Source organism: Frigoribacterium sp. AP1 (assembly GCF_056680555.1).
The window spans coordinates 954,567-968,895 of the sequence record NZ_CM155288.1 but is presented as its reverse complement, the minus strand read 5'-3'; the positions used below and the strand labels follow the sequence as shown (position 1 = coordinate 968,895).

The following is a 14,329-nucleotide window of genomic DNA, read 5'->3' as shown; positions in this document are numbered from 1 at the left end:
GCCCACGAACGCAGAGAGGCACATGCCATGGCACGGTTCAGCGACAAGACGGCACTCGTCACCGGTGGAGGCAGCGGCATCGGCGCCGCGATCTCGCGCTCCCTGGCGGCCGAGGGCGCGTCGGTGGTCGTCACCGACATCAAGCTCGAGGCGGCGCAGGGCGTCGTCGACCAGATCGTCGCCGCCGGTGGCACGGCCGTGGCCTTCGAGCAGAACACCGCGAAGCCCGAGCAGTCCGAGGCGGCCGTCGAGTTCACGAAGACCACCTACGGTGCTCTGCACCTCGCCGTCAACAACGCCGGCATCGGTGCCCCGGCCGCCGACATCGGCGAGTACGACATCGCCGCCTGGGACCGCGTCCGCTCGGTCGACCTCGACGGCGTCTTCTACGGCCTGCGCTACCAGCTGCCCGCCATGGTCGAGGCCGGCGGCGGCTCGATCGTCAACATGAGCTCGGTGCTCGGCTCGGTCGGCATCGCCCAGAACGCGGCCTACGTCGCGAGCAAGCACGCCCTGGTCGGCCTGACCAAGGTCGCGGCACTCGAGTACTCGAAGCGCGGCGTCCGGACGAACGCGGTCGGCCCAGGCTTCATCGACACGCCCCTCGTGCGCGCGTCTCTCGACGGCGACGCGCTGTCGTACCTCGAGTCGCAGCACGCCACCGGCCGCCTGGGCACCGACGCCGAGGTCTCGGCGCTCGTCCTGTTCCTGCTGAGCGACGAGGCGTCGTTCGTCACGGGCAGCTACCACCTCGTCGACGGCGGCTACTCGGCGCACTGACCCGCGCCTCCCCGGCCGCCCGCCCGCCGAGAGGTCGCGATGTGCCGCTCAGCTCCGGACGTGAGCGGCACGTCGTGACACCTCGCCCGGGCTGACCTCGCTTCAGCCGCGCTTCAGCGCGTGCCCGCCATGATGGGCACGACGCGCACCCGGCGCGACCGAGGGAGGCCCCGTGCGCGTGCTCGTCGTCGAGGACCAGGCGACCCTGGCCGAGGGGCTGCGGCTCGGTCTCGAGGCCGAGGGCATCGCGGTCGACGTCGCACCGACCGGCACCGACGGCCTCTGGCGCACCCGCGAGGGCACGTACGACGTGGTCGTCCTCGACATCATGCTGCCCGGCATGAGCGGCTACGCCGTCTGCCGGGCCATGCGCGAGGGCGGCGACTGGACCCCGGTCATCATGCTCACCGCCAAGGACGGCGAGTGGGACCAGGTCGAGGCCCTCGACACCGGTGCGGACGACTACCTCACCAAGCCGTTCTCCTTCGCCGTGCTGCTCGCCCGGCTGCGCGCCCTGGTCCGCCGTGGTGCCCGCGAACGACCGGTCGTGCTCGAGGCCGGCGACCTGCGCCTCGACCCCGCCTCCCGCAGCGTCCACCGCGGCGCCGTCGAGGTCGAGCTCACCAGCCGCGAGTTCGCGGTCCTCGAGTTCCTCATGCGCCACGCCGGCAGCGTCGTGACCAAGCGGGAGGTGCTCGACGGCGTCTGGAACGACGACTTCGAGGGCGATCCCAACATCGTCGAGGTCTACGTGCGGCACCTGCGCAACAAGGTCGACCGCCCGTTCGGGCGCGAGGCCATCGTCACGCTGCGCGGTGCCGGTTACCGTCTGGAGGCGCGGGGTGGCTGAGCGCGCCCCTCGCGTTCCGGTGCCCGGGCCCGGGCCGTCCGCCGCGGCCGGGCCGTCCGCCCGCACCGGGCCGGGTCGCCCCCGACGGGCGTCGCTGCGGTCCCGCATCACCACGGCCGCCGTGCTCGCCGTCGCACTGACCCTCGGCGTGTTCACGCTCGTCTTCGCGCTCGTGCAACAGGCCGTGCTCGCCGACGGCCCACGCCAGTCCGCCTCGGCCGACGTGGACCGCGCCGTGTCGGCCTTGGCGATCGGTTCGACGCCCGACGTCGCGGTCGCGGGCGAGGCCGAGGGGGCCCTCGTCGTCGTGACCGACTCCTCGGGCCGCGTGCTCGCCGCCGGGGGAGAGGACGACCTCGTCGAGTCCGCCTCGTCGCTCGCGGCGGCCGGGTCGGGTGACCGCGTGACGCTCGACGGCGACCGGTTCGTCGTCGAACGGGACGATGTCGGGGTCGAGACCACGCCGACGCCGAGCGCGGAACCGACGCCGACGCCCACTCCGACCGCGTCCTCGCGGTCTAGCGACGACGACGACGACGACGCCGGGGACGAGGCCGACGACGACTCCTCTCCCACGCCCGAGGTCACCCCCGAACCCGCCCCGACCGTGACGACCGAGTACGGCGTCGTCGCGGCGCGGTCCCTCGAGGAGGCGAGCGCCGCCTCCTCGGCCAGCCTCGTGACGCTCGGCGTCGCGATTCCCGTGGCGCTGATCGTGCTCGGCGTGACGACCTGGCTCGTGGTCGGCCGCGCGCTGCGCCCGGTCGAGTCGATGCGACGCGAGGTCGACACGGTCACGGCGCAGAGCCTGTCGCACCGGCTGCCCGACCCGGGCGGCATCGACGAGATCGCCCGCCTCGCCCGCACGCTGAACGGCATGCTCGACCGGCTCGACTCGTCGGCGACGGCCCAGCGGCGTTTCGTCGGCGACGCCTCACACGAGCTCAAGACGCCGCTCGCCACGATCAGGCAGCACGCCGAGGTCGCGCTGCTGCACCCCGGCAGCATCGACGGTGCGACGTTGGCCGGAACCGTCCTCGGCGAGGAGGCGCGGCTGACGGCGCTCGTGCAGGGCCTGTTGGTCCTCGCCAGGGCGGACGAGGGCGCCCTCGGGGTGACGCGTCGCCCGGTCGACCTCGACGATCTCGTGGTCGCCGAGTCAGCTCGACTGCGCGGTGTCGCCCGTCCCGACGGTCGGGGGCCGCTCGCCGTCGACGCCACGGCCGTCGGCCCGGCCCGCGTGGACGGCGACGAGGGGCTGCTCGGCCAGGTCGTGCGCAACCTCGTGGCGAACGCGGCCCGGCACGCCGACACCCGTGTCGCCGTCGCCCTCGACGAGCGCGACGGCCGAGCCGTCCTCACCGTCGACGACGACGGGGCCGGGGTCGCCGAGGCCGACCGGGAGCGGGTCTTCGAGCGGTTCGTGCGCCTGGACGAGGCCCGCGCCCGGGACTCGGGCGGCAGCGGGTTGGGGCTCGCGATCGTCCGCGAGATCGTCCGGGTGCACGGAGGCTCGGTGTCGATCACCACGTCGCCGCTCGGTGGTGCCCGATTCGTGGTCGACCTCCTCGCCGGCCCGGCCTGACCCGAGCGCTGCCCGCCCTGCTCCGGTGACGTGACCCGCGCCTCCTGAACGGTTCTTCAGCGGACTTCAGCACGGCTTCAGTGGCCCCTCGCGAGAGTGGGGTCACCAGCTCGAGAGAGCGACAGACCCGGCCGCCCGACGGCCCCACGAACGGAGCGAACCATGCTGAAGAACACCCTCACCAAGAAGAAGTCCCTGCTGGTCGCCGGCGGCATCGTCGGCGTCCTCGTGCTGGGCGGCGGCGGGGTGGCTCTCGCCTCGGGTCTCGATGACGGTGTGTCCGCACAGACCCGCGACCGCGCCCAGGAGGCGGCGCTCGCCGAGACCGGTGGCGGCACCGTGACCGAGGTCGACACCCTCGACGACGGGCTCGTCGGGTACGAGGTCGAGGTCGTCCTGCCCGACGGGCGCGAGGCGACGGTGCTGCTCGACGGCGACCACGCCGTCACCTCGAGCCGCGTCGACGACGACTCGCGCGGGTCCGGTGCCACCCCGACGCCCGTCGCGGGCGACGACCGTGACGACGACCCGCTCGGGTCGGACGCCACCCCGACGCCCGTCGCGGGTCCGGGGCGCGACGACTCGGTCGACGACTCGACCCGCGACGACGACCTGACCGGCGCCGACTACGACCGGGCCGCGGCCGCCGCCCTCGCCGCCGCCGGTGGGGGCACGGTGACCGACGCCGACCGCAGCGACGACGCCGGCGTGGCCTACGAGGTCGACGTGCGCCTCGACGACGGCACCGAGGTCGACGTCGACCTCGACCAGGCGTTCGGCGTCGTGCGCACCGACGTCGACGCCCGCCGCTGACCGGGGCAGGGTCGCAGCCGGGCCGGTGATGGGAGACTGGTCACGTGCCCACCTTCTCCGCCGCCCGAGGCGACTACGAGTTCACCGACGCCCACGGCGTGACCGTGCACTACTACGTCTGGAAGGCCGCGACGCCCAAGGCCGTGGTGCAGATCGCGCACGGCCTCGGCGAATACGCGCTGCGCTACGACGACCTCGCGCAGGACCTCGTGCGAGCCGGCTACACGGTCTACGCGAACGACCACCTCGGCCACGGCGAGACCGGCCTCGGCCAGTGGGGCGGCGACCACACGAAGCTCGGCCGCCTCGGCCCGTCGGGGTTGCGCGGAGCGATGGAGGCGGTGGTCCGGTTGACGGGCATCGCACGCTCCGAGAACCCCGGCTCGCCGCTGGTGTTGCTCGGGCACTCCTGGGGCTCGTTGATGGCACAGAAACTCGTCGACGAGGGGTCCGACCGGTTCGACGCCGTCGTGCTGAGCGGCACGGCGTACCGCATGCCCGGCAGCATGAACGCGGGCGACCTGAACGCCCGGCACGCCCACCTCGGCGACACCGGCTACGAGTGGCTCAGCCGTGACCAGGCCGTGGTGGACGCGATGGCCGCCGACCCCCTGTCGGTTCAGGCGACCGCCCGGCAGCTGTTCGGCACGGCCGACACGCTGCGCCTGATGGGTCGCCCCTCGACCCGGCTCGCGAGCGACCTGCCCGTGCTCGTCCTCGTCGGCGACGACGACCCGCTCGGCGGCGAGGCCAGCGCCCGCAAGCTCGCCGACGCGTACGTCAACCGCAGCCGGCTCAGCGACGTCGAGCTCCTGGTCTACCAGGGTGCCCGGCACGAGGTGTTCCGCGAGACCAACCGCGACGAGGTCGTGGCCGACCTGGTGCGCTGGCTCGACGACCGCGTGGGGCACCAGGCATAGGCTGCGTCCATGCACGGTGAGTACAAGGTCCCAGGCGGAAAGCTCGTGGTCGTCGACCTCGACGTCAGAGAGGGGCGCATCGCCGGGTTCCGTCTCGCCGGTGACTTCTTCCTCGAGCCCGACACGGCGCTCGACGCCGTCGACCGGGCGGTGAACGGCCTGCCGGTCGAGTCCGACGCGGCGACGATCGCGGCGACGATCAAGCAGGGGCTGCCGGACGACGCGGTGCTGCTGGGCTTCTCGCCCGAGGCGATCGCCGTGGCGATCCGTCGCAGCCTCTCGAAGGCGACGGACTGGCGCGACTACGACTGGCAGATCATCCACGACGCCCCGGTGTCGCCCAACGTCCACCTCGCCCTCGACCAGGTGCTCACCGAAGAGGTGGGTGCGGGTCGCCGCGGCCCGACCCTGCGCTTCTGGGAATGGGACCAGCCCGCCGTCGTCATCGGCAGCTTCCAGTCGTTGAAGAACGAGGTCGACCTCGACGCGGCCTCGACCCACGGCTTCGAGGTGGTGCGCCGCATCAGCGGCGGCGGTGCCATGTTCATGGACGCGCAGTCGATCGTCACCTACTCGCTCTACGCCCCGGGCGAGCTCGTGCAGGGCATGAGCTTCGCCGACTCGTACGCGTACCTCGACGAGTGGGTCATCACCGCCCTCAAGTCGCTCGGCATCGACGCCTTCTACCAACCGCTCAACGACATCACGAGCGCCAAGGGCAAGATCGGCGGGGCTGCGCAGAAGCGCCTGGGCAACGGGGCCCTGCTGCACCACGCCACGATGTCGTACGACATGGACGGCGACAAGATGGTGCAGGTCCTGCGCATCGGCCGCGAGAAGATGAGCGACAAGGGCACGACCAGCGCCGCCAAGCGCGTCGATCCCCTGCGCAGTCAGACGGGGCTGGCCCGTGCCGAGATCATCGAGCGCCTCAAGCAGACCTTCACCGGTCTCTACGGCGCGACCGAGGGCCACGTCACCGAGGCCGAACTCGAGAAGGCCGAGCAGCTCGTCACCTCGAAGTTCGCGACGCCCGAGTGGCTGGCGCGCGTGCCCTGAGCACGCGACGGACGCCGGCGAGGCGACCCGCGCCTCCTGTCCGGCGTCCGCCTCGGCGACCGCGCCGCGGTCAGCGGTCGAGCAGCTCGCGGTAGTCGACGTGGTCGTCGACGAAGTCGACCACGAACGGGCAGAGGGGCACGACCCGCAGGTCGGTGTTCGCGCGCACGTCGTCGAGGGCGCCCTGGACGAGCCGGGCCCCGAGGCCTGCGGAACGTCGGCTGGGCTCGATCTCGGTGTGGGTGAAGCGGATCTCGTGGCCGACGACGTCGTAGGCCGCGAAGCCGATCGTCTCGCCGTCCTCGACGAGGGCGTACTGGTTCTGCGTGGGGCGGTTCTCTACCTCGGTGGTCATCCCGACACGCTACGCGCCCCCGGCCGGGAGTCGGGCACGTGTCGGTGCCCGGCAGGCAGCAGAATGGTCGGATGCCCCTCGACTGGACCACCGCCTCCCCGAGCCTCGTGGTCCAGGGCGACAACCTCGACGTCACGGTCCAGCTGCCCGACGGCGGATTCACGATCGTCTACCTCGACCCGCCGTTCAACACGGGGCGCCAGCAGCGGCGCCGGTCGACGACGTCGGTGCGCAGCGCCGAGGACTCGACCACCTCGGTGACGGGTTTCAAGGGCGTGCAGTACGAGCGCATCCGCGGCGATCTGATGGGCTACGACGACCGCTTCGAGGACTACTGGTCGTTCCTCGAGCCGCGCCTGGCCGAGGCCTGGCGGCTGCTCGCCCCCGACGGCACGCTCTACCTGCACCTCGACTACCGCGAGGCGCACTACGCGAAGGTGCTGCTCGACGCCCTGTTCGGGCGGGACTGCTTCTTGAACGAGATCATCTGGGCCTACGACTACGGCGCGAAGAGCCGCAACCGGTGGCCGACCAAGCACGACACGATCCTCGTCTACGTGAAGGACCCCAAGCGGTACCACTTCGACTCGACGAGCGTCGACCGCGAGCCGTACATGGCACCGGGGCTCGTCACGCCCGAGAAGGTCGCCCGGGGCAAGCTGCCGACCGACGTGTGGTGGCACACCATCGTGTCACCGACGGGTCGCGAGAAGACCGGTTACCCGACGCAGAAGCCCGAGGGCGTGCTGCGCCGCATCGTGCAGGCCTCGAGCCGAGAAGGCGACTGGGTGCTCGACTTCTTCGCCGGCAGCGGCACCACCGGGGCGGTCGCCGACGCCCTCGGCCGACGTTACCTGCTCGTCGACAGCAACGAGGAGGCGGTGGCCGTCATGCGCAGACGGCTTCCGTCGGCGCGGGTCGAGTCGGTCTGACGGCGTGCAGGTCGAGGGCCGAGACGGCCGTCGTCACCGAACCGCGGACGAAGGACACGAGTTGCTCGTGGGTGAGACCCTGCATCTGCTGGGTGGAGAGACCCGACGAGCCGGTCATCGGACGACGCCGAGGGCGAGCAGCAGGGCGGCGACGAGGCTGACGCTCGCGCCGGTGGCGGCCGTCGCGATGACGGCCAGCGTGCGCTGACGGGCGGTGTCGCGCACCTCGGAGAAGGCGCTGCGGGCGGAGGTGGAGCGGTCGCTGCGAGCGACGTCGATCGTGGTCATGTTCGGCTCGTCTCTGGCATCCCTGCGATGCCTGGCGGAACTGCGGGACTTCGGACTGTCACGACACCGCCGTGAATCGGCGTCGCGCGGTCAGCCTGCCACGGAGATGGCTAGCCGATCTAGTCAGTTCACCAGGTGTTCGCTCAGCGGCTAGGACGAGGCGCGGCCGGTGTCCGCCCCGTCGGCCGGGTCGCCGTCGACGTGGTGGTCGTCGATCTCGATCGCGGCCGTCATGTTCTGCAGGAAGCCCACGACCACGGCGGCCTGGTCGGCATCGAGTGACTCGGCGGTCGAGATCATGCGGGCGTGCATCGCCGCCATGGTGTCGCGCACCTCGGAGTTCGAGTCGCCCGTGGCGGTCAGCAGCACGCCACGCTTGTCGGTCGGGTGCGGGTGGCGCAGCATGTGCCCGCTCGCGACGAGGCGGTTGATCAACACCGACGTCGACGCCGAGGTGATCTTCAGCTGGGCGGCCAACTCTTTCGCGCTGACGGGGTCGCCGAGCCTCTGGGCCCGGAGGAGGAAGCGGAGGGCCGCGAGGTCGGTGTCGTTCATCTTCATCGACTTGCGGGTGCGGGCCCGCATGGCGACCTCGGCGGCGCGGTAGGCGCGGAGGGTGTTCAGCACCGTGACGCCACGTTCTTCGGTGCTGCTGCTGTACCAATAGCCGGACGCGTCGAAGGCTGCGGCGGTGGCGTGCTGATCGGGCATGCGGCGAGTCTAGACCACATCGCTAGCGTGTCTAGCTAAAAAATCATGGCTGATCAGGTTTTTTCTTGTTGTCAACCCCTGTGTCGTCGCTCGCCGCCGTTTTAGGCTGGTCAGGTCCGCCTCGAGTGGGCAGAGACGTCCCGCCGTGTCGACCGGAGCTTCACGCAGGGAATCGATCCGGTGGGGCGTCCCGTGACGGAGAAAGGCCGCACACCCTGTGGATGTGCGGCCTTCGGTCGTCTCGCCTCCCGCGTGAGCTTCACGGGCAGGGAACGCCGGACACGTGACGAGCCGTTCGGCACCGAAGCGCCGTCGAGGGAACGCTACCCGACACCTGCCGTGTCGCGACACCAGCTCGCGCTCATCGGGCGCCGTCCGATCACCTCGACAGGCGCGCGATCACCTCGTCGGGCGCCGGATCAGGGCCGTGGCGGGGTGTCGTCACGCCGCTCGCGCGAGGGTGCGACGTCGATCGAACCGGTGTCGGGTGCAACGAGCGAGCCGGTCTGCGCGGCGACGGCCTGGGCCGAGAGCGCGGCGTCGGCGGCCACGGCGGCTCGCGCGTCGTCGGCGGCTTCGTCGATGGCCGACTTCTGCCGGAGCGGCGTGGCCTTGAGGAAGAAGCTCAGGACGAAGGCCACGAGCACGACCGCCAGGGCGACCCAGAACACGGTCACCGCTGCGTTCGCGAAGCCGTCGAGGAACGGCGCGGCGAGGCGTCGGTCGGCCGTGTTGAGGAACGACGTGTTGCCGTCGAGCGCTCCGCTCACCTGTGACGTGTCACCGTTGTCGGCCGCCTGGTAGAGCTTCAGGATCGAGGCGTTCGCCGGGTCGGTCAGCACCGATTGGTCGGCGAGGGCGGCCTGGGCTCGGCCCTGCAGGCCCGAGTCGGCGAACGCGGCGGCGATCGTCTGGGGGATGCGGCTGAACAGCACCGAGAACAGCACGGCCGTGCCCAGCGTCCCGCCGATCTGCCGGAAGAACGTCGACGCCGACGTGGCCACGCCGATGTCGCGGGCGCCGACCGAGTTCTGCGAGGCGATGGTCAGGGTCTGCATCAGCTGCCCGAGCCCCAGGCCGACGAGCAGCATGCCGACCATCATGAACCAGTACGGCTTGTCGAACGAGAGGTTCGTGAACCAGAAGAACCCGGCGGCCATGAAGGCCGTCCCCGTGATCGGGAAGATCTTGTACTTGCCCGTGCGGGAGATGAGCTGGCCGGCGACGATCGACGAGATCATCAGGCCGGCGATCATCGGCAGCATCTGGAAGCCGCTCTCGGTCGGTGTCGCGCCGTTCACGAGCTGCAGGTACAGCGGCACCGTCAGCAGGGCACCGAACATGCCGAAGCCGACGAGCACGCCGAGCACGGTCGCCATCGAGAAGGTCGGGTTGCGGAACAGCTTCAGCGGGATGAGTGCGTCGTCGCCCATCGACCGCTCGATCACGACGAAGGCGACGATGCCGAGGGCACCGATCACGTAGCAGGCGAGGGCGCCGGGCGAGCTCCAGCCCCAGATGCGGCCCTGCTCGGCCACCAGCAGCAGGGGGACGGCGGCCACGATGACGGCCGCGGCGCCGAACCAGTCGATGCGCACGTTCTCGCGTCGCTTCTGGCCCGGGATGTGCAGGAACCGCACGACGATGAACAGAGCCACGATGCCGATCGGCACGTTGATCAGGAACACCCAGCGCCACCCGGTGACGAACAGGATCTGGTCGGCTCCGGCGAACAGTCCGCCGACGAGCGGTCCGATGACGCTCGAGATGCCGAAGACGGCCAGGAAGTAGCCCTGGTACTTGGCACGCTCGCGCGGGGCGAGGATGTCGCCCATGATCGTCAGCGGCAGGGCCATCAGGCCACCGGCGCCCATGCCCTGGATGGCCCGGAAGATCGCGAGCTGGTACATGCTCTCGGAGAAACCGGCCGCGATCGACCCCAGCAGGAAGATCGTGATGGCGATCAGGAAGAGCGGCCGACGCCCGAAGATGTCGCTGAGCTTGCCGTAGATCGGCGTCGAGATGGTCGACACGATCAGGTAGGCGGTCGTCACCCAGGCCTGCAGGCTCAGCCCGTCGAGGTCGTCGGCGATCGTCCGCATCGAGGTGCCCACGATCGTCTGGTCGAGGGCCGACAGGAACATGCCCGCCATCAGGCCGAAGATCACATACAGGATCTGGCGGTGGGTCATCAGGCCCTCGCGCTCGGCGGGGGCCGTGGTCGTGGGGGCGGGGGCAGCGCTCGACATGGAGTCTCTTCTGTCTGGTGGGGGAGTCAGTCTGGTGGAGGAGGCGCGACTCGACATTGCGCGGTACGCAAAGTTACTTCACGAGCAAGATCCCGACAACAAGAGGAATCGTCCGTCCTCGACGTCAGGCGACGGCCGACCGTGCCCGGCCGACGCGCGTGACTAGGCTCGACGCGATGTCTCGACGCCCCTCCCTGCCCCGCCCCGCGACCACCGTGCTGGCCGTCGTCCTCACGACCGGCCTGCTGGCCGCGTGCTCGCAGGGCGCGCCCGAGCCGAGCCCGACCACGTCGGCCGCGACCGTCTCGCCGACTCCGACGCCCACGCCCACCCCGACCCCGACCGAGGAGGCGCCTCCTACGTCCCCCACGACACCCGCGTTCGACAAGGCGGCCCGGTCGGTCGACGACCCCGCCAGCCTCTGGGTGGTCAGCGACAAGCGGCGCCCCCTCGCCCCGGTCGACTACGTGCCCGCCGACCTCGTCACGCCCGACGTGACCCACCAGAACCCGCCGACCCTGCGCGCCGAGGCCGCCGCCGCGGTCGTCGCCATGTTCCAGGCGGGCGAGGCCGAGGGGGCCGGGGCGTTCCAGGTGCAGAGCGCGTACCGCTCGTACGACACCCAGGTGAGCGTCTACGCCGGCTGGGTGCAGCGCCTCGGGCAGGCACAGGCCGACGCCCAGAGCGCCCGCCCCGGCTTCAGCGAGCACCAGACCGGCCTCGCCCTCGACATCAGTCCCGTGCCGCTCAGCTGTGCGCTGCAGGCCTGCTTTGGCGACACGCCGCAGGGGCAGTGGCTGGCGGCCAACGCGTGGCGCTTCGGGTTCTTGCTGCGCTACCCGGCCGACAAGGTCGCCGTGACCGGCTTCACCTTCGAGCCGTGGCACTTCCGGTACGTGGGCGTGCCGCTCGCCACCGAGATGCACGACACGGGCGTCACCACGCTCGAGGAGTTCTTCGGCCTGCCCGCCGCCCCCGACTACGCCGGCTGACCCCCTGGGACCCCCAGAAGTCGCCGAGACCCCCAGAAGTTGCCGAGACCCCCACTCGCGGGTGGGGGTCTCGGCGACTTCCTGGGGTGTGGGCCGTCGGCCCGGTCGGTCAGGCGCCCAGCGCGGCGTCGACGATCGTCTTGGCCTCGGCCTGGACGCGGGCGAGGTGCTCGGGGCCCTCGAACGACTCGGCGTAGATCTTGTAGACGTCCTCGGTGCCGCTCGGGCGGGCCGCGAACCAGGCCTTGTCGGTGACCACCTTGACGCCACCGACGGCCGCGTCGTTGCCCGGAGCCTTGCTGAGCTTCGCCGTGATGCGGTCACCGGCGAGCTCCGTCGCCTCGATGGCGTCGCCGTCGAGCTTGCCCAGACGCGTCTTCTGCTCTTTCGTCGCCGCCGCGTCGACCCGCTGGTAGACCGGGTCGCCGTACTTCTCGACGAGCTCGGCGTAGAGCTGCGACGGGGTCTTGCCGGTGACGGCGATGATCTCGCTCGCGAGCAGGGCCAGCAGGATGCCGTCCTTGTCGGTCGTCCAGACCGTGCCGTCCTTGCGGAGGAACGATGCCCCGGCGCTCTCTTCGCCGCCGAACGCGACCGAGCCGTCGACCAGGCCGGGGACGAACCACTTGAACCCGACCGGGACTTCCCACAGGCGACGCCCGTGCGACTCGGCGACCTTGTCGATGATGCTCGACGAGACGAGGGTCTTGCCGATCGCGGCGTCGTCGCGCCACTCGGGACGGTGCGTGTAGAGGTAGTCGATGGCGACCGCGAGGTAGTGGTTCGGGTTCATCAGGCCGCCGTCGGGCGTGACGATGCCGTGACGGTCGGCGTCGGCGTCGTTGCCGGTCAGCACGTCGAACTCGTCCTTGCGGTGCACGACGCTGGCCATGGCCGAGGGGCTCGACGGATCCATGCGGATCTTGCCGTCCCAGTCGAGCGTCATGAAGCGCCAGGTCGGGTCGACGCCGGGGTTCGTGACGGTGAGGTCGAGGCCGTAGACGTCGCGGATCGCGCCCCAGTACTCGACGCTCGCGCCACCGAGCGGGTCGGCGCCGATCTTCACGCCGGCCATCTTGATCGCGTCGATGTCGATGATGTTGACGAGGTCGCCCACGTAGCCGCGCAGGAAGTCGTGGCGGCCGGGCGTGCCGACACCGCGCTTCACGTCGACGTTGCCGGCGGCGATGATCTCGTTGGCGCGGTTCGCGATCCAGTTCGTGGCGTCACTGTCGGCCGGGCCGCCGTGCGGGGGGTTGTACTTGAAGCCGCCGTCGCGGGGCGGGTTGTGGCTGGGGGTGACGACGATGCCGTCGGCCTTGTCGGTGTTCGCCGGGTCGTTGTTGTAGACCAGGATCGCGTGGCTGAGCGCGGGCGTCGGCACGTAGCCGCCCTCGGCGTCGGCCAGCACCTTCACGTCGTTGCCGGTGAGCACCTCGACCGCGGTGCGCTCGGCCGGGCCGCTGAGGATGTGGGTGTCGCGCCCGATGAACAGCGGGCCGGTGATGCCCTGGCCTGCCCGGTACTCGACGATCGCCTGTGTGATGGCGGCGATGTGGGTCTCGTTGAACGCCGCGTCGAGCGAGGAGCCGCGGTGGCCCGAGGTGCCGAAGACGACCTTCTGCTCGACCTTGCTGACGTCGGGGACGAGCTCGTAGTACGCGGCCGAGACCTCTTCTGGGTCGATCAGGTCGCTGGCTTCTGCGGGTGTTCCGGCACGGTCGGTCATGGGGACATCCTGGCACCCGGCGCCGACCTTCGTCGCGGTGCCCGGGCGGCTCTCAGTAGGCTCCTCGTCATGCCGACCCGCGCCTCCTCGACGACCTACAGCTACCTCGGGCCCGCGGGCACCTTCACCGAGGCGGCACTGAAGCAGGTGCCCGAGGCCGTCGGCGCCACCTGGAAGAGCGTCAACAACGTCGGCGAGGCCCTGGCCGACGTCGTGTCGGGCATCAGCACGGCCGCGATGATCGCCATCGAGAACAGCGTCGAGGGGGGCGTCAGCGCGACCCAGGACGCCCTCGCCACCGTCCCGGGCCTCCGCATCGTCGGCGAGTACCTGGTGCGCGTCAACTTCGTGCTCGTCGCCCGGCCGGGCACCCGCATCGAGGAGGTGCGGGTCGTCAACGCGCACCCGGTCGCCTACGCGCAGACCCACCGCTGGCTCGAGCGCGCCCTTCCCGGCCACGGGCACCTGCCCGCCTCGTCGAACGTGGCCGCCGCCGCGTCGTTGCTCGAGGAGGGCGGGGTCGGGGGCTCCGCGGACGCCGCGGTCGCGCCTCCCGGCATCACCGACCACCACGATCTCGAGGTGCTCGCCCACGACATCGGCGACAACGACCAGGCCGTCACGCGCTTCGTGCTGGTCAGCCGCACGGTGCCCGTGCCCCCCGCGACCGGCGCCGACAAGACGAGCCTGATCGTCGAGCTGCCGACCGACGGCTCGGGTGCCCTGGTCGACATGCTCGAGCAGTTCGCGACCCGCGGCATCAACCTCAGCCTGATCCAGTCACGGCCGATCGGCGATGCCCTCGGGCGCTACCGGTTCGTGATCGACCTCGAGGGGCACGTGCTCGACGAGCGCGTCGCGGACGCCCTGCTCGGGCTGAAGCGGTTCAGCCCGAGCGTGATGTTCCTCGGGTCGTACCCGCGTGCCGACGGTGCCCCGGCCGAGGTCTCGCCGCGGTACGACGACGAGGCCTTCGTCGAGGCCCGCGACTGGCTGCGCGGGTTGATCAGCGGCCTGCGCTGATCAGGAGCCTGCGCTGATCAGGAGTCGGCGCTGATCAGCGGGC

The 14,329-nt window shown here is 71.1% G+C and carries 14 protein-coding genes; 9 read left to right on the top strand and 5 right to left on the bottom strand.

What is annotated here, in order from left to right; genetic code table 11:
* Positions 1-27 precede the first annotated feature (27 nt).
* The 6 genes from AC1MBW_RS04675 to lplAB all read left to right on the top strand — a co-directional run bounded on the left by AC1MBW_RS04675 (position 28) and on the right by lplAB (position 6,007).
* On the top strand, positions 28-780 hold the full coding sequence (locus AC1MBW_RS04675) for an SDR family NAD(P)-dependent oxidoreductase (protein ID WP_054145102.1): 753 nt from the start codon (positions 28-30) through the stop codon (positions 778-780).
* Positions 781-952: 172 nt separating this feature from the next.
* Complete coding sequence (locus tag AC1MBW_RS04670) at positions 953-1,630, top strand: response regulator transcription factor (RefSeq protein ID WP_480025617.1); 678 nt, start codon at positions 953-955, stop codon at positions 1,628-1,630.
* The gene (locus AC1MBW_RS04665; RefSeq protein WP_480025616.1) at positions 1,623-3,215 is read left to right on the top strand and encodes a sensor histidine kinase; all 1,593 of its coding nucleotides are present in this window, start codon (positions 1,623-1,625) and stop codon (positions 3,213-3,215) included. The genes AC1MBW_RS04670 and AC1MBW_RS04665 overlap by 8 nt, the downstream gene beginning before the upstream one ends.
* Before the next feature lie 162 nt (positions 3,216-3,377).
* Positions 3,378-4,028 carry a PepSY domain-containing protein gene (locus AC1MBW_RS04660; protein ID WP_480025615.1) on the top strand — a complete coding sequence of 217 codons (651 nt, stop codon included), beginning with the start codon at positions 3,378-3,380 and terminating at the stop codon, positions 4,026-4,028.
* A gap of 44 nt (positions 4,029-4,072) precedes the next feature.
* Entirely contained in the window at positions 4,073-4,948 is an 876-nt protein-coding gene (locus tag AC1MBW_RS04655) for an alpha/beta fold hydrolase (RefSeq protein WP_480025614.1), read from the top strand.
* 9 nt (positions 4,949-4,957) lie between these two features.
* On the top strand, positions 4,958-6,007 hold the full coding sequence (lplAB, locus tag AC1MBW_RS04650) for a lipoate-protein ligase LplAB (protein ID WP_054145097.1): 1,050 nt from the start codon (positions 4,958-4,960) through the stop codon (positions 6,005-6,007).
* A gap of 70 nt (positions 6,008-6,077) precedes the next feature.
* Here lplAB and AC1MBW_RS04645 read toward each other — a convergent pair whose 3' ends face one another.
* Positions 6,078-6,362, bottom strand: a complete 285-nt coding sequence (locus AC1MBW_RS04645) for a GNAT family N-acetyltransferase (protein WP_054145096.1) — start codon at positions 6,360-6,362, stop codon at positions 6,078-6,080.
* Between the two features lie 71 nt (positions 6,363-6,433).
* Here AC1MBW_RS04645 and AC1MBW_RS04640 point away from each other — a divergent pair, with 71 nt between their 5' ends.
* The gene (locus AC1MBW_RS04640) at positions 6,434-7,294 is read left to right on the top strand and encodes a DNA-methyltransferase (protein ID WP_480025613.1); all 861 of its coding nucleotides are present in this window, start codon (positions 6,434-6,436) and stop codon (positions 7,292-7,294) included.
* A 114-nt stretch (positions 7,295-7,408) separates the two neighbouring features.
* Here AC1MBW_RS04640 and AC1MBW_RS04635 read toward each other — a convergent pair whose 3' ends face one another.
* From AC1MBW_RS04635 to AC1MBW_RS04625, 3 genes are all read right to left on the bottom strand, one after another.
* Positions 7,409-7,582 carry a hypothetical protein gene (locus tag AC1MBW_RS04635; RefSeq protein ID WP_161805435.1) on the bottom strand — a complete coding sequence of 58 codons (174 nt, stop codon included), beginning with the start codon at positions 7,580-7,582 and terminating at the stop codon, positions 7,409-7,411.
* A 150-nt stretch (positions 7,583-7,732) separates the two neighbouring features.
* A complete protein-coding gene (locus AC1MBW_RS04630; RefSeq protein ID WP_480025612.1) occupies positions 7,733-8,293 on the bottom strand; it encodes a MarR family winged helix-turn-helix transcriptional regulator in 561 nt (186 codons plus the stop codon).
* Between the two features lie 419 nt (positions 8,294-8,712).
* A complete protein-coding gene (locus AC1MBW_RS04625) occupies positions 8,713-10,542 on the bottom strand; it encodes an MDR family MFS transporter (protein WP_054145093.1) in 1,830 nt (609 codons plus the stop codon).
* A 176-nt stretch (positions 10,543-10,718) separates the two neighbouring features.
* Here AC1MBW_RS04625 and AC1MBW_RS04620 point away from each other — a divergent pair, with 176 nt between their 5' ends.
* A complete protein-coding gene (locus AC1MBW_RS04620) occupies positions 10,719-11,534 on the top strand; it encodes a M15 family metallopeptidase (RefSeq protein WP_480025611.1) in 816 nt (271 codons plus the stop codon).
* Between the two features lie 109 nt (positions 11,535-11,643).
* On the opposite strand, the gene pgm is transcribed toward AC1MBW_RS04620, so the two are convergent.
* On the bottom strand, positions 11,644-13,263 hold the full coding sequence (gene pgm / locus AC1MBW_RS04615; RefSeq protein ID WP_054145091.1) for a phosphoglucomutase (alpha-D-glucose-1,6-bisphosphate-dependent): 1,620 nt from the start codon (positions 13,261-13,263) through the stop codon (positions 11,644-11,646).
* Positions 13,264-13,332: 69 nt separating this feature from the next.
* On the opposite strand from pgm, the gene pheA reads away from it, so the two are divergent.
* Entirely contained in the window at positions 13,333-14,286 is a 954-nt protein-coding gene (gene pheA / locus AC1MBW_RS04610; protein ID WP_480025610.1) for a prephenate dehydratase, read from the top strand.
* Positions 14,287-14,329 lie beyond the last annotated feature (43 nt).